The organism is Bradyrhizobium sp. AUGA SZCCT0169, from assembly GCF_018130085.1.
Lineage (GTDB): Bacteria > Pseudomonadota > Alphaproteobacteria > Rhizobiales > Xanthobacteraceae > Bradyrhizobium.
Genome location: NZ_JAFCMC010000005.1, coordinates 190479 through 206486, shown reverse-complemented (window position 1 = coordinate 206486; position 16008 = coordinate 190479). Strand labels below are relative to the sequence as shown.

Below are 16008 nucleotides of genomic sequence, written 5' to 3'. Positions count from 1 at the left end.
CGCTCTCCCCTCCTCAGAAAACCATCCGCCGGCATTATCAGGCCCGCGGTTCGACGTGGCGCGGGCCTGTCAGCCGGCGACCACCGTGCCGTGGCCGGTACCGCGCAGGATCGCACCAATCGAACCGGGTTCGGCGATCGAGAATACGATGATAGGCAGCGCAGTCTCGCGGGCAAGCGCGAATGCGGTCGCATCCATCACCTTGTAGCCACCTTCAATGGCCTGCGAATGCGTCAGGCGGTCGAAACGCTTGGCCGACGGGTCTTTCTTGGGATCGGCGCTGTAGACACCGTCGACATTGGTGGCCTTCAGCACCGCCTGCGCCCCGATCTCGGCCGCCCGCAGCACCGCCGTGGTATCGGTGGTGAAGAATGGATTGCCGGTTCCGCCGCCGAGCAGGACGATACGGCCCTCGGCGAGGTATTTGTGCGCCGCACCGCGGGTGAACAGTTCGGAGATTTCAGGCATCACGAACGCCGACAGGGTTCGCGCCGGCGTCCCCTTGCGTTCGATGGCCGCCTCGACCGCAAGGCAGTTCATCATGGTGGCGAGCATGCCCATGGTGTCGCCGGTCGGGCGCGACACGCCGCGCGAGGATACCTCGACGCCGCGAACGATGTTGCCGCCGCCGACCACCACCGCCACCTCAACCCCGAGCTGGCGCGCGGCGATCAAATCGTCGGCGATACGGTCCACGGTAGGCTGGTCGATGCCGAAGGACTGGCTGCCGGCGAGATATTCGCCCGAGATCTTGATCACGACGCGACGATAGACCGGCTCTGCCATAGCTTGTCGCTTCCTTCATTCCGCGCAGGCATCTTCCGGCGCAATGGCGCCGGAAGATTGTCGACCGCGGTTACTTTTTGCCGCTGGCCGCCGCGACTTCGGCTGCGAAGTCGGATTCCTGCTTTTCGATTCCCTCGCCGAGAGCATAGCGCACAAACGCAGTAATTTTCACAGGCGCGCCGACCTTGCCCTCGGCTTCCTTGACGGCCTGGGCGACCGACTTGCCGGTGTCATGGATGAACGCCTGCTCCAGCAGGCAGACTTCCTTGTAATAGGTCTTCAGACCGGACTCGACGATCTTCTCGATCACGTTCTCCGGCTTGCCCTGCTGGCGATACTTGTCGGCCAGCACGTCCTTTTCCCGCTTCACGGTTTCCGGGTCGAGGCCGGACGGATCGAGCGCCTGCGGATTGGTCGCGGCAACGTGCATCGCGAGCTGGCGGCCGAGCGCCGCGAGCTCATCGGTCTTGCCGGTCGATTCGAGCGCCACCAGCACGCCCATCTTGCCGGCGTTGTCGATGACAGCGCCGTGGATGTAGCTCGCCACCACGCCATTGGCGACCTCGAGCAACGCCGCACGGCGCAGCGACATGTTCTCGCCGATGGTGGCGATCGCATCCGAAATCGCGGTCTCGACGGTGAAGTCGCCGACTTTCGCAGCCTTGATCGTTTCGACGTCGGCGCCGACGCGAAGCGCGACCTGCGCGACCATCTTGACGAGGCCCTGGAACTGTTCGTTGCGGGCGACGAAATCGGTCTCCGAATTGACTTCGACGACGACGCCCTTGTTGCCCGACGTCATCGCGCCGATCAGGCCTTCGGCTGCGACGCGGCCGGCCTTCTTCGCGGCCTTGGACAAGCCCTTCTTGCGCAGCCAATCCTGCGCTTCCTGCATGTTGCCCGCGGTTTCGGTGAGCGCAGCCTTGCAGTCCATCATGCCTGCGCCGGTCGACTCGCGCAGTTCCTTGACCATCGCCGCAGTGATCGTTGCCATCGTTGAATGTCCTTCTTGCCTGTTAGCCGCAAGCGCGGCGCGCCTTGCGCCGTGCCGCCATCAGCTACAGGAATGCCGTAACAGGGAAATCAAACCGGTGGCCGGAAGGCCGGCCACGCGGCGTTACAATTATTCCGCTTCCGCGGTCATCGCCTTGGCCTGGGCAACCCAGCCATCGGCGCGGCTCGGAAGTCCGACCTCTTCACCGATCTTGTGCGCGGTATCGTGGTCCAGTTCGGCCAGCTGCCAATAGTGGAAGATACCGAGATCGTTGAACTTCTTCTCGATCGCACCCGACACGCCGGTGAGCTTCTTGAGGTTGTCGGCGGTGCCACGGGGGCCCGCCAGACCCTGGAAGCCGGCCGGCTGCGGAGCGGCCGGGATTTCCTCACGGACCGGCTGCGCGGAAGCGCCGATGTCGATGCCGTGGTCGCCCTGGGCGCGCGAGATGCCGTCGATGGCGGCGCGGGCCACCAGATCGCAATACAGCGAAATGGCGCGGCCGGCGTCGTCATTGCCCGGCACCACATAAGTGATGCCCTTGGGATCGGAATTGGTGTCGACGATCGCGGCGACGGGAATGTTGAGCCGCTGCGCTTCCTGGATCGCGATGTCTTCCTTGTTGGTGTCGATCACGAAGATCATGTCGGGAAGCCCGCCCATGTCCTTGATGCCGCCGAGCGAACGGTCGAGCTTGTCGCGCTCGCGCTGCAGCGTCAGCCGTTCCTTCTTGGTGTAGGCGTTGGCATCGCCGGAATTGAGCACTTCATCGAGATGACGCAGCCGCTTGATCGAACCGGAAATGGTCTTCCAGTTGGTCAGCGTGCCGCCGAGCCAGCGCGAATTGACGAAATACTGCGCCGACCGCTTGGCGGCCTCGGCAACGCCGTCCTGCGCCTGCCGCTTGGTGCCGACGAACAGGATACGGCCGCCCTTGGCGACGGTGTCGCTGACCGCCTTCAACGCGGTGTGCAGCAACGGCACGGTCTGCGCGAGGTCGATGATGTGGATGTTGTTGCGGGCACCGAAGATGAAATCCGCCATCTTGGGATTCCAGCGGTGCGATTGGTGGCCAAAGTGAACGCCAGCTTCAAGCAGCTGACGCATAGAAAAATCGGGTAGCGCCATGGTAATACTTCTCCGGTTGGTTCCTCCGGAAGCGTGTGAGCAGACGAGCCTTATGGCCCGGCTGCCACCGGACGGCCTTTGAGAGCCATGCTTCCGTGTGAGATGCCGCGGTATATAGCCGGATTCCAGCCAGAAGCAAGGAAATACGGCCGGTTTTTGTCGCCGGCTGGCCCGGTCCGGGCCCACAAATGCGGGCATTCGGGGCCCGAATCCGCCGAAAACCCCCGCGGAGACCCTGTCTCGGCCGGGATGGTGAGAACGATTCGCATTGTCGCCGGCCTCCGGCAGGCGTAATCTTCACCCAATTCGCAAGCGCCCGCATCGTGAGGCGACGACGCGAGTTCCTCCCGATGTCCGGATTGCCCGTTGCAATGGAGGAACTGCTATGACCGTCTCCCCGACCCTGCAGAACTACCTGGACCAGACCGTCACCTACGACCTGATCCCTCATGCCCGCACCATGTCGTCGACGCGCACGGCCGAGGCCTGCCATGTGCCGGGCGACGCGCTGGCCAAAGGCGTCGTCCTTCGCCGTGAGGACGGCTACATGATGGCGATCCTTCCGGCCTCCCGCCATCTGCATTTGCCGGCCCTGAAAATGCAGCTCGGCCACAAGGTTGATCTGGCGAGCGAAGAGGAGGTCGCGAAGCTGTTTGGCGACTGCGAGCGTGGCGCCGTACCGCCGGTTGGCGAATGCTTTGGGCTCGATGTCATCGTCGACGACAGCATCGACACGCAGAGCGAGATCTACATGGAGGGCGGCGACCACGCCACACTCATCCGCCTGGACCGCGAGCAGTTCGCGCGATTGACCGCGAAGGCCTGGCACGGCCACTTCACCACGCACGATTGAGGCCGCTCGAGCGCCGGTCGAGCGGCCTCACGCAACGCCATCGCGCGCGTTCACCGTTGAACAGCCGCGACCAATTGCTCCAAGGCGCCTCGATCGCAAGGCCCCGCCGTGTTTCAGTGATGGGCTGAAACGCTCTTGACGTACCCGGACACCAGGTCGCCGGACGTTGAATGGCTGATGTCACCCAAGCTGATCATGCCGACCATCCGCTTGCTCTTGTTGATCACCGGCAACCTGCGGACTTTCAGCGTCTCCATGTGGTGCACCGCCTTGGCGAGGTCATCGTCCTCCCGGCAGCAGTGGATACCTTCGGTCATCACGTCGCGCGCCTTGGCGCGGCTGGCATCGAAGCCGTTGCCAGCAAGCCCTTTGCAGACGATGTCGCGATCGGTCACCATTCCGATCAGCTGATCGTCCTCCCCGATCGGAATGCAGCCGATATCATGCGCTCGCATCAGCTTTGCGATTTCGGTGACAGGCGTGTCGGGGCTGACCCAGTCGACGCCCTTGTGCATCGCTTCTTTGACTTTCATGGCGGACCTCCGTTGCTGCGATTTCAGGTGGTATCCCCGTGATGCAGAACAGTTCCCCCTTGACTCGACTATACGACGGATCGGATCGGACGGCATCGCAAAAAAATGCGATGACAACTCCGCAATGCAGGGAAAGCCCGCACCGGCAGCGCGTCCATCAATCCAGGATGCCTCGCCAGCGTCGAATGGCGAGGCCGGCGCACAGACGCCGGCCTCAGCTCACCATGCGCTGGCGGTTTTCCCAGTACGGCTTGCGCAACTCGCGCTTCAGGATCTTGCCGGCACCGGACAGCGGCAGCGGTGTCTCGGTGACCTCGACACTGCGTGGGCATTTGTAACCTGCGATCAGTGTCTTGCAGAAATCCATCAACTCGTCGGGGGTTGCCGTCGCGCCGGGCTTGGGAACGACAATGGCGTGGACCTGCTCGCCCCAGCGCTCGCTCGGAATGCCGATCACGGCACATTGCGCCACCGACGGATGCTGCGCCAGCGCGTTCTCGACCTCGGCCGAATAGACGTTCTCGCCGCCGGAGATGATCATGTCCTTGACGCGGTCGACCACGTAGACGAAGCCGTCCTCATCCATGTAGCCGCCGTCGCCGGTGTGCATCCAGCCATCGATGACGGCCTTGGCGGTTTCCTCGGGCCGCTCCCAATAGCCCATCATCACATTGTCACCGCGCACGGCGATCTCGCCGACGGTGCCTGTGGGCACCACCTTGTCGTCGGCGTCGACGATCTTGACCTCGCAACCGAGCGTGGGACGGCCGGCGCCGCGATGCCGCCCCTTGGCGCGGCCATCGCCGACATGCTCCTTCCAGTGCAGTATCGTCGCGATCGGCGACAATTCCGTCATGCCATAGGCTTGCGTGAACTGCACGTTCGGCAATGCCTTCATGGCGCGGCTGAGCACGGCGTCGCTGATGACGGAGGCGCCATAGGCGATCCCCGTCAGCGACGACAAGTCGTAGTCGCCGAGTTTCGGATGATCGACGAACATCTGGATCATGGTCGGCACCAGCAGCACGTCGGTCACGCGGTCGCGCTGCATCGCGCCGGCGACGCCGTCGGGCGTAAAACCCTGGATGATGACGTTGGAGCCGCCGCTCAGCAGCACCGAATACATCGCCGCCCCGTTGGCAAGGTGGAACATCGGCGCGGCGTGCAGATAGACCGTGCTGCTCGGCCACAGGCCTTCGCCGAGGGCGTTCAGCGCGTTGACCATCAGATTGCCGTGGCTGAGCATCACGCCCTTGGAGCGTCCGGTGGTGCCGCCGGTATAGAAGATGCCGGCGAGATCCTCGCTTTTGCGCATCGCATCCTGCATCGGCGTGCTGCGCGCGATCAACGCCTCATACCCCTCCATGCCGGCGGGGGCGTCGCCATCATCGGCATAGATCAGCTTGAGGCCCGGGATCGCCTGAGCAAGGGTCGCGCCGACCTCAGCAAAAGCCTTGTCGACGAACAGGATGCCGGCGCGACAGTCGCGCACGGCGTCTTCGTTCTCCAGCGGGCTCCAGCGGATGTTGAGCGGCACGATCACGGTGCCGGCCCAGCCGGCCGCAAGATAAAGCTCGAGATAGCGGTCGGAATTGAGCGACAGGATCGCGACACGGTCGCCGGCCTGCGCGCCGAGGTCCCGGATGCCTGCGGCAAGGCGTGCCACGCGGTCGCCGACCTCGCGCCAGCTTTTCTTCCGCTCGCCACAGACGATGGCAAGGCCGTTCGGATTGATCTGCAGCGCGCGCCGCAGGCCGTGCGTGATGTTCATCCTGATACTCCCCGTGACTTGCGTTTCCTGACCGGCGGTTTATCCGCCTTTTTCGGTACCCGTTTGATCGCGAGCCCTTCTGTGAGGCGGATCGCGAATTCCCTTACTATGACCTCCGCTTCGAGCGCGCCGCCGGGCTGGTACCAGTGGCCAATCCAGTTCAATGAGCCCGCAATCGCAAAAGCGGAAAGCTTGACGTCGCAGGGCCTGATCGATCCATCCTTGATCCCCTGCCCGATATAGTCGCGAAAAGCCCGGTCGATCCTCTTCTTGGCGAGGCCGACGATCTTGCGGTTGTGCTCGGTAAGGTCGCGGATATCGAACCGAACCAGGCTCTTGCCATAGTCGGTGGTCATCGCCTCGGCGTAGCTGATGATCAGTTCGCGCAGCTTCTCCAGTCCAGTGCCGCTTGTAGCAGCGATTTCATCGATACGCTCGTCGAGCCGCTCGGCGCCGATCGCCCAGCATTCGTAGAGGATTTCGTCCTTGCCGCGGAAATAATTGTACAGCGCCGGCTTGGTGATGTTGAGCCGCTCCGCCACGTGGTTGAGCGTGGTGCCGTGATAGCCCTGCTCGAGGAACAGCGCCACCGCGGTGCGCAGCACGGCTTCGCGCTTCTCGTCGCGGGCGCGGCGACGGCTTTCGAACGGCATCCAGGGCGACTGTCCGGTGGGGGATGAGGCTGATCCATCCATCTTTGCATTCATCCGGCGCGGTTGACTCGAAAGCGAGGGTGTCCGTATATTACCCGTGGGTAATAAAAAGTCCAATGGGTAATAAAGGGAGCGCACCATGGCATCCAGCGTCTATGTTGCCGGCGTCGGCATGATCCCGTTCGTCAAACCGGGCGCGAACGCGCCCTACCCGGTGATGGGCGCGGAAGCGACCAGGCTTGCGCTGGCTGACGCCGGCGTCGGCTACGAGATGATCCAGCAGGCCTATGCCGGCTATGTCTACGGCGATTCAACCTGCGGACAGCGCGCGCTGTACCAGGTCGGCATGACCGGGATCCCCATCATCAACGTCAACAACAATTGCTCGACCGGCTCGACCGCGCTGTTCATGGCGCGGCAAGCGATTGAATCAGGCGCGCTCGATTGCGTGCTGGCGCTCGGTTTCGAGCAGATGAAGCCCGGTGCGCTCGGCGCCGTCTTCACCGACCGGCCGAGCGCGTTCGACGAATTCGACGCCGCAGCCGACAAATTGGTCGACGCGCAAGGCGTCCCGCTGGCGCTACGCTATTTCGGCGGCGCCGGTCTCAGCCATATGAAGAAATACGGCACGCCGCTGACCTCGTTCGCCAAGGTGCGGGCCAAGGCGAGCCGGCATGCCAAGAACAATCCGCTGGCGCTGTTCCGCAAGGAAGTTAGCGCTGACGACGTCATGAACGACCAGGTGATCTGGCCCGGCGTGATGACGCGGCTGATGGCCTGCCCACCAACCTGCGGCGGTGCGGCGGCAGTATTGGTCTCGGAGAAATTCGCCAGCAAGCACAGCCTCCGCAAGGCCGTCCGGATCGCGGCGCAGGCGATGACCACCGACACGCCCTCCACCTTCAAGGCCGGCGACATGATGCAGGTGGTGGGCTTCGACATGACGCGCGCCGCCGCCAACAAGGTCTATGAGGCCGCCGGCATCGGCCCTGACGATCTCGACGTCGTCGAACTGCACGACTGCTTCGCGCATAATGAGCTGATCACCTATGAGGCGCTCGGCCTGTGCCCCGACGGCGGCGCGGAGCGCTTCATAGACGACGGCAACAACACCTATGGCGGCAACACCGTGACCAATCCGTCCGGCGGCCTGCTGTCCAAGGGCCATCCGCTCGGCGCCACCGGCCTCGCGCAATGCTATGAACTGACGCATCAGCTGCGCGGTTCGGCGGAAGCACGACAAGTGGACGGCGCAAGGCGCGCCCTGCAGCACAATCTCGGCCTCGGCGGCGCCTGCGTCGTCACGCTCTACGAACGCGTCTGAGGCCCTGATATGATTGACCCTTCCCTCATCGGCCGCAGCCTTTCGCCTGTCACCGCGCATGTCGAGCCCGGACGTCTGCGTTATTTCCGCGAAACGCTGGGCGAGACCAATCCGGTCTATGGCGATGCAAGGGCCGCGCAGGCTGCCGGCTATGCCGCGACGCCGGTGCCGCCGACCTATCTGTTCTGCCTTGAGATGATGGACGCGGAACAGGCCTTCGAGTTCATCACCGTCATCGGCGTCGACATCGGGCGCCTGCTGCATGGCGAACAGCGCTTTACTTACAAGGCGCCCGTGGTGGTCGGCGACACGCTCAAGTTCCAGCCGCGCATCGTCAGCGTCGCCGACAAAAAGGGTGGCGCGATGACGCTGGTCGGCATCGAAACCAAAGTCACCAATCAGAACGGCACCCACGTCGCGGACTGCGCCCGCACCGTTGTCGTGCTCAATCCGGCAACCGCATGAGTACCGCCGTGAAAACTCAACCCGCGATAGGCGACCGCATCGTCCACAAGGAGTTTCCGCCGATCAGCCGCCACACGCTGGCGCTCTATTGCGGCGCCTCGGGAGACCACAATCCGATCCATGTCGACCTGGATTTCGCCAAGGCCGCCGGATATCCGGACGTCTTCACCCACGGCATGCTGGTCATGGGCTATCTCGGCCAGGCGCTCACCGATGCGGTCCCTCCCCCGCGACTTCGCATGTTCTCGACGCGCTTCGTCGCAATCACACAGCTCGGTGCACGCCTGACCTGCGAGGGGCATGTTTCCGAGTTCGTCGAGCATGATGGCGAGCGATGCGCGAAGCTGGCGCTGACGACCAAGGACGAGAACGGCGATCTCAAGCTTGCCGGCGAGGCCGTCATCGCACTCTGATCAGGGAAAACAAATGACCAAGCTCAAGGGAAAAGTCGCACTGATCACGGGATCGGGGCGAGGCATCGGCCGCGCGATCGCGCTGAAACTTGCCAGCGAGGGCGCGAAGGTCGTGGTCAACGATCTCGATGCGGCGCCGGGCGACGCCGTCGCCGCGGAAATCCGCAACGGCGGCGGCGAAGCCATCGCGATCAACGGCAGTGTTTCCGAGACCGGCTTCTCCGACCGTTTCGTCGGCGCAGCCATGGAAACATTCGGCGGCCTCGACATCATCGTCAACAACGCCGGTTATACCTGGGACTCGACGATCCAGAAGATGACCGACGAGCAGTTCCAGGCCATGCTTGACGTCCACCTGGTCGCACCGTTCCGCCTGCTGCGCGCCGCCTCCGAGCCGATCCGGATCATGGCAAAGAAAGAGGCCGAAGCCGGCCGCGAAGTGTTTCGCAAGGTGGTCAACATCTCCTCGATTGCGGGGCTCTACGGCAACGCCGGACAGGCCAGCTATTCGTCGGCCAAGGCGTCGCTGGTCGGGCTGACGCGCACGCTTTGCAAGGAATGGGGACGCTACAAGGTCAACGTCAATTGCGTGGCCTTCGGCCTGATCAACACGCGCCTGACCCAGCCGATCGAAACCCAGCAGAAGACCATCGACGTCGCCGGCCGTGACATCAAGGTCGGGGTCCAGCCCCAGATGCTCGACGCGATGGCGAGAATGATTCCGCTCGGGCGCGGCGGCACGCCGGAAGAAGCCGCCGATGCGGTCTATCTGTTCTGCAGCCCGGAATCGAACTACATCAGTGGGCAAGTCGTCGTCTGCGGTGGCGGCCTCATCATCTAGCGCGGGGATCCCATGCAATATCGTTCTTCCTGGATGACGGAGGAGCTGGACGTCTTTCGCGACCAGTTTCGCAAATTCCTCGCCAAGGACCTGGCGCCACACGCCGAAGCCTGGCGCGATCAAAAAATGGTCGATCGCTCGGCCTGGCGGGCGCTGGGCGAGATGGGCGCCCTGCTGCCGAGCGTCCCGGAAGCCTATGGCGGGCTGGGCGCCAGCTTCGCCTATGAAGCTGCCGTGATCGAGGATCTCGAAACCGTGGTGCCGGAAGTGACGACCGGGTACTCGGTGCATAGCGCCATCGTCGCGCATTACATTTTGAATTACGGCTCCGAGGAACAGAAGCGGCGCTGGTTGCCGAAAATGGCCAGCGGCGAGTTCGTCGGCGCCATCGCCATGACCGAACCCGGCACCGGCTCCGATTTGCAGGGCGTGCGCACGACGGCCCGAAAGCAAGGCAACAATTACGTCATCAACGGCCAGAAGACCTTCATTACCAACGGCCAGGCCGCCGATCTGATCATCGTGGTCGCGCGCACCGGCGAAGCCGGCGCCAAGGGCATCTCGCTGATCGTGCTTGAAGCCGAAGGCAATGACGGTTTCCGGCGCGGGCGCAACCTCGACAAGATCGGCCTGCACGCATCCGACACGTCCGAATTGTTCTTCGACAATGCGGTGGCGCCGCCGGAGAACCTGCTGGGCAGCGAGGAAGGCAACGGATTCGTGCAGCTAATGCAGCAATTGCCACAGGAGCGCCTCTCGCTTGCCGTCGGCGCCGTGGCGTCGATGGAACGCGCGATCAAGCTGACCGCCGACTACACCAAGGAACGAAAAGCCTTCGGCAAGCCGATCATCGAATTCCAGAATACCGCCTTCAAACTGGCCGAGCGCAAGACCGAAGCCATGATCGCACGTGTGTTCGTCGACTGGTGCGTCGAGCGCCTTGTCGCCGGCGAACTCGATACCGTGACCGCCTCGATGGCAAAATGGTGGACTTCGCAGAAGCAGGTGGAAACCACGGACGAATGCCTGCAGCTCCACGGCGGCTACGGCTACATGGGGGAATACCCGATCGCGCGGATGTTCGTGGATGCACGCATCCAGAAGATCTACGGCGGCACCAACGAGATCATGAAGCTGTTGATCGCGCGGTCGCTGTAACGAGATAACGCGCTACAGCGTCTGCACGTCGACCACGCCGGACACCGCCTTGATCGCGCCGGCGATCTGCGGCGAGACCTTGAAGCGGCCGGGAAGCTTCATCTCGACCTCGGTTTCGAGGTCGAGCATGATCACCAGCGAGACGTCGCCATCGGCGCCCCCCGCCGGCGCGGGCGCCGGTTTGGCCGGCAGGCCCTTTGGCGCGCCGGGCACGACCGGCTCCGGCATGTTCAGCCGTCGCGCGATGGAATCCAGCGGCTTGGTGTCGCGAACGAAGATGCGAAGACCCTTCTGGGTTTTGGCCGCGGCGTCATCCAGCGGCTCGGCATGCAGCACCCTCGCCCGCACGTCCTCGCCCTGCAGTTCGGCGCCGAGCTGCAGCAGCACGGCAGCCCCCGGCTCCAGCACGTCGCGATATTGCGCGAGGCCTTCGGAGAACAGCACCGCTTCGAAATGGCCGGTCGGATCGGACAGGCCCATGATGCCCATCTTGTTGCCGGTCTTGGTCCGCCGCTCCATGCGCGAGACGACCGTGGCCGCGACCTTGCCGGCGGTCGCGCCGGTTTTGACCGCGCGTGAGAATTCCGCCCAGGACTGCACGCGCAGCCGCTTCAACACCGTGGCATAGTCGTCGAGCGGATGGCCCGACAGGAAGAAGCCGATGGCGTCGTATTCGCGCCGCAGCCGCTCGGCCGGTAACCACGGTTCGATCTGCGGCAGCATGATGGTCGGAGCATCCGCGGCGCCGCCGAACATGTCGTTCTGCCCGATCGTCGACGCCTCGTGGCTGCGCTGGCAGGCGGCCAGAATAGCCTCGGCGCCGCCGAATACCCGCGCGCGGTTTGAATCGAGCGTGTCGAAAGCGCCGGCGGCCGCCAGGCTTTCGATCACGCGCTTGTTGATGGCGCGCGGATTAACGCGCGCGGCGAAATCGGCGAGCGAGGTGAACAGCCCTTTGCGCCGTTCCTCCACGATCAGTTCGACCGCCTGCGGGCCGACGCCCTTCAGCGCGGCCAGCGCATAATAGATGGTGTTTTCGCCAACCTCGAAGGTCGCACCCGAGCGGTTGATGTTGGGCGCCTCGACCTTGATGCCGAGCCGCTGCGCCTCGGCGCGAAACTCGCTGAGCTTGTCGGTGTTGTTGAGTTCGAGCGTCATCGACGCGGCCAGGAACTCGACCGGATAGTGCGCCTTCATATAGGCGGTGTGATACGACACCAGCGCGTAGGCCGCGGCGTGGCTCTTGTTGAAGCCGTAGTCGGCGAACTTTGCGAGCAGTTCGAAAATCGTATCGGCCTGCCCCTTCGGCACGCCGTTCTTGACCGCACCGGCGACGAAGATCGCGCGCTGCTTCTCCATCTCGGCGCGGATCTTCTTGCCCATCGCCCGGCGCAGCAGGTCGGCGTCGCCGAGCGAATAGCCGGCCATCACCTGGGCGATCTGCATCACCTGTTCCTGGTAGATGATGACGCCGAAGGTTTCCTTCAGGATCGGCTCCAGGATCGGATGCAGATATTCCGGCTCCTCGTCACCGTGCTTGCGCGCGCAGTAGGTCGGGATGTTAGCCATCGGGCCGGGGCGATAGAGCGCCACCAGCGCGATGATGTCCTCAAAGCGGTCGGGCCGCATGTCGACCAGCGCGCGCCGCATACCCTGGCTTTCCACCTGGAACACGCCGACCACATCGCCCCTAGCCAGCATCTGGTAGCTCGGGGCGTCTTCGATCGGCAGCGTTGCCAGATCGACTTGGATATCGCGTTGCCTGAGCAATTTGACCGCGACGTCGAGCACGGTCAGCGTCTTCAGGCCGAGAAAGTCGAACTTCACGAGGCCGGCGGGCTCGACCCATTTCATGTTGAACTGGGTCACCGGCATGTCGGATTTTGGATCGCGATAGAGCGGCACCAGTTCGCTCAAGGGGCGATCGCCGATCACGATGCCGGCGGCGTGGGTCGAAGCGTGCCGGGTCAGTCCTTCCAGGCGCTGCGCGATATCGAAGGCGCGCGCCACAACGGGGTCTTCGTCGCGGAACGCCTGCAGTTTCGGTTCACTCTCGATCGCCGCGGCCAGCGTTACCGGGGCTGCGGGATTCTGCGGCACCAGTTTGGTCAGCTTGTCGACCTGCCCGTAAGGCATCTGCAGCACGCGGCCGACGTCGCGCAGCACGCCCCTCGCCTGCAGCGTTCCGAAGGTGATGATCTGCGCCACCTGATCGCGGCCGTAGCGCTGCTGCACGTAGTCGATGACCTCGCCGCGGCGATCCTGGCAGAAGTCGATGTCGAAGTCCGGCATCGAGACGCGTTCCGGATTGAGGAAGCGCTCGAACAGCAGGCCAAACCGAAGCGGATCGAGGTCGGTGATGGTCAGCGCATAGGCCACCAGCGATCCCGCGCCCGAGCCGCGGCCCGGCCCGACCGGAATGTCGTTGTCCTTGGCCCATTTGATGAAGTCGGAAACGATCAGGAAGTAGCCCGCATAGTTCATGCGGTTGATGACGTCGATCTCGAACGCCAGCCGCTTCTTGTAGTCCTCCTCCGAGGTGCCCTGCGACAGGCCATGCACCGAAAGGCGCCTTGCAAGCCCCTCTTCGGCCTGACGCCTGAGCTCCGCAGCCTCTTCGGTTGCCGCATCGGACCCGGATCCCGCGCCCACTGTGAAGCGCGGCAAAATCGGCTTGCGCGTCATCGGCCGGAACGAACAGCGTTCGGCGATCTCGACGGTGGAAGCCAGCGCCTCCGGAATATCGGCGAACAGGACCGCCATCTCGGCGCGGGTCTTGAAGCGGTGATCCGGCGTCAGCTGTTGGCGGTCGGTCTCGGCGATCAGCCGGCCGCCGGCGATGCAGAGCAGCGCGTCGTGGGCTTCGTAGTCGTCAGTGCTGGCGAAATACGGCTCGTTGGTCGCGACCAGCGGCAGGCCCTTGGCATAGGCGAGATCAATCAGGCCCGATTCGACGCGGCGCTCCTTGTCGATGCCGTGGCGCTGCAATTCGACATAGAGGCGGTCGCCGAACAGGCTGGTCAGCCGGTCGCAACGCGTCGCCGCCAGCGCAGAATGATCGCCGAGCAGCGCCAGCGAGATCGGTCCCTCGGGGCCGCCGGTCAACGCGATCAGGTCCTCCGAGTAGCCTTCAAGCCATTCGAGCTTGATGTGCGGAGACTGATGAACCGGCGTCTCCTGGAACGCCCGCGAGTTCAGGTGCATCAGACTGCGGTAGCCGCGCTCGCGCGCCGCCAGCAGCACGATTCGCGCAGGCGCGGCGGCCAGCGCATTTCGCGCGTTGGGATCCTGGTCACCGAAATCGATCGCGAGTTCCAACCCGACGATCGGCTGGATGCCATAGCCCGCCATCTTGTCGGAGAATTCCAGCGCCCCGAACATGTTGTCGGTATCGGTCAGCGCCAGCGCCGGCTGGCGGTCGGCCTTGGCAAGCTCGCCGAGCTTGGCGATCTTGATCGAACCCTTCAGCAGCGAATAGGCCGAATGAACGTGGAGATGAACGAATCCGGCGTTGGACATGTCGCTTTGAGGGCTCTTGCATCGTGGATGGGAGCGATCGTCAGGCTCTCCGGAAAACTTCCCCGGGCGCCGACTCGCCAACTCCAATGGTGATGCGTTGGGCTAGCGGAGTCCACGCGGAACGCTCAGCTTGCGCCCGCCATCCGGCTTTTCCCCAAGGGGCTGTCGAAGCCTGCTTTGGGGTACGCCGGCCCCGAATCCCGCCCCCACCTCAGAGCTGGGGAATCAGCTGCGCCCACACCGCGATCATCCCGACAAACAGCGTAATCGACGCCAGAGCAGCGGCTTCTTCCACAAACATCCTCAACATCGCAGGCACTCCCGATCCAAGAACATATGAGGAACATTGTTCCTTTTTTGTTCTACGAGTCAAGCGCGGCCTGGCGGGTCAGTTTGAAGAATGACCGCCGTGGTTAATTCTCGGACCCGACTGCCCGTCGCAATGCCTATGATCTTGCGAGCTGGTTGGTTGGGGTCCCTAGGGCGTTTCGGGTGGCTTGCCGTTCCCGCCTTCTGTCCGAGGCCGTTCAATAAGCTCGTATGTGGGCACGTGGCCGCTATTCCACCACGACTCCAGCGCGGCCCCGCAGACCGTGCAGACCGCGTCACCTGTTTGCGGTACCAAGAACTTCTCTTCCGTACGTCTGTACTCGGCGCCGCAATTGCATTGAACAATCGTCGCCATGCCCCGAATATGCGCCCGGAACCGCCCGTTTTCCAGCCAGCAACCCTGCCACAATCAAACTGTCGACTTGGCGACTGGTTGAGGTCGCGGAGTCAGATGAGACGCCGCATCAGCTTTTCGATGTAGTCATTCACGGCATCTGCAAAGTCGCACTGAGAGCCGGGCCCGGCCGCGTCTCCGTGAGCTTTCACCACCGATCGAACACTTTCCAAGGCGTCCCTTTGCTGAGCTGCAGGCGTCACGGCGACCATCTCGTCGATGGCATTTTCGGCCAGAGGAATGGCGCTCGTCTTAGCCTCCGCAATCAGCGGAGACAGCACGGAGGTACATTTGTGTACGTTTTCCATGTCCCAAATATGCGCCCGGCCCGGCGCGTTTGCCAGCCCTCAGGGACCGTTGCTTGTCACTGGCACGACATCCCCGCTTCCATCGGCCCCCAGAAGCCACATTCCGTGGTGGGGTGATGGGGACCGCGCGCGTGAAGGCGGCCGTTGAAAATCAGCAGGGCTGCGGCGGCGAGCAGGACGGCTGAAACGATGATCGGGAATCTTATTTTCATGTCCCGAATATGCCTTCGGGAGCTGACCAATTCCAGCCCGCGCGGCTAGGCGGTCTTTCGTCCAAAGACCGGTGATGTCTTCTTGATCGGCTTCCAGCCGAAATAATCATGGGTACCGGACCAGGCGTGGATTTCGGTCTGGCAGACCATGCATTCGAATTTGCCCGAATGCTTGTGCTGATGCTGCTCCCTCGTCGCGGAGTAATCCATCCCGCAACCCGGGCAGGTAAATTCTTCTGTGGTCCAGATGCTGCTTGCCATTGCGCAACTATGCGCCGGCGGCGAGGCGATTCAAGTCCGCGAAGTTCCTGTAGTTAAGGGCGCGA

Annotated in this window: 16 protein-coding genes; 6 read left to right on the top strand and 10 right to left on the bottom strand. The window is 63.5% G+C overall.

What is annotated here, in order from left to right; translation table 11 throughout:
• Positions 1–69: 69 nt before the first annotated feature.
• The 3 genes from pyrH to JQ609_RS08425 all read right to left on the bottom strand — a co-directional run bounded on the left by pyrH (position 70) and on the right by JQ609_RS08425 (position 2908).
• Positions 70–786 (bottom strand): UMP kinase, encoded by a 717-nt coding sequence (pyrH, locus tag JQ609_RS08435; protein WP_212208073.1) that lies wholly within the window; start codon positions 784–786, stop codon positions 70–72.
• A 70-nt stretch (positions 787–856) separates the two neighbouring features.
• On the bottom strand, positions 857–1780 hold the full coding sequence (gene tsf, locus JQ609_RS08430) for a translation elongation factor Ts (protein ID WP_212208074.1): 924 nt from the start codon (positions 1778–1780) through the stop codon (positions 857–859).
• Between the two features lie 129 nt (positions 1781–1909).
• Entirely contained in the window at positions 1910–2908 is a 999-nt protein-coding gene (locus JQ609_RS08425; protein ID WP_192733409.1) for a 30S ribosomal protein S2, read from the bottom strand.
• 385 nt (positions 2909–3293) lie between these two features.
• On the opposite strand from JQ609_RS08425, the gene JQ609_RS08420 reads away from it, so the two are divergent.
• Complete coding sequence (locus JQ609_RS08420) at positions 3294–3761, top strand: aminoacyl-tRNA deacylase (protein ID WP_212208075.1); 468 nt, start codon at positions 3294–3296, stop codon at positions 3759–3761.
• Between the two features lie 113 nt (positions 3762–3874).
• On the opposite strand, the gene JQ609_RS08415 is transcribed toward JQ609_RS08420, so the two are convergent.
• The 3 genes from JQ609_RS08415 to JQ609_RS08405 all read right to left on the bottom strand — a co-directional run bounded on the left by JQ609_RS08415 (position 3875) and on the right by JQ609_RS08405 (position 6760).
• Complete coding sequence (locus JQ609_RS08415; protein WP_212208076.1) at positions 3875–4294, bottom strand: CBS domain-containing protein; 420 nt, start codon at positions 4292–4294, stop codon at positions 3875–3877.
• A gap of 214 nt (positions 4295–4508) precedes the next feature.
• Positions 4509–6065: a long-chain fatty acid--CoA ligase gene (locus JQ609_RS08410; protein WP_212272985.1), complete on the bottom strand. Its 1557-nt coding sequence runs from the start codon at positions 6063–6065 to the stop codon at positions 4509–4511.
• Positions 6062–6760: a TetR/AcrR family transcriptional regulator gene (locus tag JQ609_RS08405; RefSeq protein ID WP_249127751.1), complete on the bottom strand. Its 699-nt coding sequence runs from the start codon at positions 6758–6760 to the stop codon at positions 6062–6064. The genes JQ609_RS08410 and JQ609_RS08405 overlap by 4 nt, the downstream gene beginning before the upstream one ends.
• Before the next feature lie 97 nt (positions 6761–6857).
• Here JQ609_RS08405 and JQ609_RS08400 point away from each other — a divergent pair, with 97 nt between their 5' ends.
• Genes JQ609_RS08400 through JQ609_RS08380 form a run of 5 tightly spaced genes read left to right on the top strand, consistent with a single transcriptional unit; the run spans position 6858 to position 10919 of the window.
• Entirely contained in the window at positions 6858–8042 is a 1185-nt protein-coding gene (locus JQ609_RS08400) for a lipid-transfer protein (RefSeq protein ID WP_212272984.1), read from the top strand.
• A 9-nt stretch (positions 8043–8051) separates the two neighbouring features.
• Entirely contained in the window at positions 8052–8507 is a 456-nt protein-coding gene (locus JQ609_RS08395) for a MaoC family dehydratase N-terminal domain-containing protein (RefSeq protein WP_212208079.1), read from the top strand.
• On the top strand, positions 8504–8920 hold the full coding sequence (locus JQ609_RS08390; RefSeq protein WP_212272983.1) for a MaoC family dehydratase: 417 nt from the start codon (positions 8504–8506) through the stop codon (positions 8918–8920). The genes JQ609_RS08395 and JQ609_RS08390 overlap by 4 nt, the downstream gene beginning before the upstream one ends.
• Positions 8921–8933: 13 nt before the next feature.
• Positions 8934–9761 carry an SDR family NAD(P)-dependent oxidoreductase gene (locus JQ609_RS08385; RefSeq protein WP_212272982.1) on the top strand — a complete coding sequence of 276 codons (828 nt, stop codon included), beginning with the start codon at positions 8934–8936 and terminating at the stop codon, positions 9759–9761.
• A 12-nt stretch (positions 9762–9773) separates the two neighbouring features.
• Positions 9774–10919, top strand: a complete 1146-nt coding sequence (locus JQ609_RS08380) for an acyl-CoA dehydrogenase family protein (protein ID WP_212272981.1) — start codon at positions 9774–9776, stop codon at positions 10917–10919.
• A 12-nt stretch (positions 10920–10931) separates the two neighbouring features.
• On the opposite strand, the gene dnaE is transcribed toward JQ609_RS08380, so the two are convergent.
• The 4 genes from dnaE to JQ609_RS08360 all read right to left on the bottom strand — a co-directional run bounded on the left by dnaE (position 10932) and on the right by JQ609_RS08360 (position 15892).
• Positions 10932–14438 carry a DNA polymerase III subunit alpha gene (gene dnaE, locus JQ609_RS08375; protein ID WP_212272979.1) on the bottom strand — a complete coding sequence of 1169 codons (3507 nt, stop codon included), beginning with the start codon at positions 14436–14438 and terminating at the stop codon, positions 10932–10934.
• 777 nt (positions 14439–15215) lie between these two features.
• Complete coding sequence (locus tag JQ609_RS08370; protein WP_212272977.1) at positions 15216–15470, bottom strand: hypothetical protein; 255 nt, start codon at positions 15468–15470, stop codon at positions 15216–15218.
• 56 nt (positions 15471–15526) lie between these two features.
• Entirely contained in the window at positions 15527–15682 is a 156-nt protein-coding gene (locus JQ609_RS08365; protein WP_212208084.1) for a hypothetical protein, read from the bottom strand.
• Between the two features lie 45 nt (positions 15683–15727).
• A complete protein-coding gene (locus JQ609_RS08360) occupies positions 15728–15892 on the bottom strand; it encodes a hypothetical protein (RefSeq protein ID WP_312014766.1) in 165 nt (54 codons plus the stop codon).
• Positions 15893–16008 lie beyond the last annotated feature (116 nt).

Bases quoted from the DNA above. Each gene is read 5' to 3' on its own strand.
- pyrH (WP_212208073.1), bottom strand. From the start codon at position 786: ATGGCAGAGCCGGTCTATCGTCGCGTCGTGATCAAGATCTCGGGCGAA.
- tsf (WP_212208074.1), bottom strand. From the start codon at position 1,780: ATGGCAACGATCACTGCGGCGATGGTCAAGGAACTGCGCGAGTCGACC.
- JQ609_RS08425 (WP_192733409.1), bottom strand. From the start codon at position 2,908: ATGGCGCTACCCGATTTTTCTATGCGTCAGCTGCTTGAAGCTGGCGTT.
- JQ609_RS08420 (WP_212208075.1), top strand. From the start codon at position 3,294: ATGACCGTCTCCCCGACCCTGCAGAACTACCTGGACCAGACCGTCACC.
- JQ609_RS08415 (WP_212208076.1), bottom strand. From the start codon at position 4,294: ATGAAAGTCAAAGAAGCGATGCACAAGGGCGTCGACTGGGTCAGCCCC.
- JQ609_RS08410 (WP_212272985.1), bottom strand. From the start codon at position 6,065: ATGAACATCACGCACGGCCTGCGGCGCGCGCTGCAGATCAATCCGAAC.
- JQ609_RS08405 (WP_249127751.1), bottom strand. From the start codon at position 6,760: ATGGATGGATCAGCCTCATCCCCCACCGGACAGTCGCCCTGGATGCCG.
- JQ609_RS08400 (WP_212272984.1), top strand. From the start codon at position 6,858: ATGGCATCCAGCGTCTATGTTGCCGGCGTCGGCATGATCCCGTTCGTC.
- JQ609_RS08395 (WP_212208079.1), top strand. From the start codon at position 8,052: ATGATTGACCCTTCCCTCATCGGCCGCAGCCTTTCGCCTGTCACCGCG.
- JQ609_RS08390 (WP_212272983.1), top strand. From the start codon at position 8,504: ATGAGTACCGCCGTGAAAACTCAACCCGCGATAGGCGACCGCATCGTC.
- JQ609_RS08385 (WP_212272982.1), top strand. From the start codon at position 8,934: ATGACCAAGCTCAAGGGAAAAGTCGCACTGATCACGGGATCGGGGCGA.
- JQ609_RS08380 (WP_212272981.1), top strand. From the start codon at position 9,774: ATGCAATATCGTTCTTCCTGGATGACGGAGGAGCTGGACGTCTTTCGC.
- dnaE (WP_212272979.1), bottom strand. From the start codon at position 14,438: ATGTCCAACGCCGGATTCGTTCATCTCCACGTTCATTCGGCCTATTCG.
- JQ609_RS08370 (WP_212272977.1), bottom strand. From the start codon at position 15,470: ATGGAAAACGTACACAAATGTACCTCCGTGCTGTCTCCGCTGATTGCG.
- JQ609_RS08365 (WP_212208084.1), bottom strand. From the start codon at position 15,682: ATGAAAATAAGATTCCCGATCATCGTTTCAGCCGTCCTGCTCGCCGCC.
- JQ609_RS08360 (WP_312014766.1), bottom strand. From the start codon at position 15,892: ATGGATTACTCCGCGACGAGGGAGCAGCATCAGCACAAGCATTCGGGC.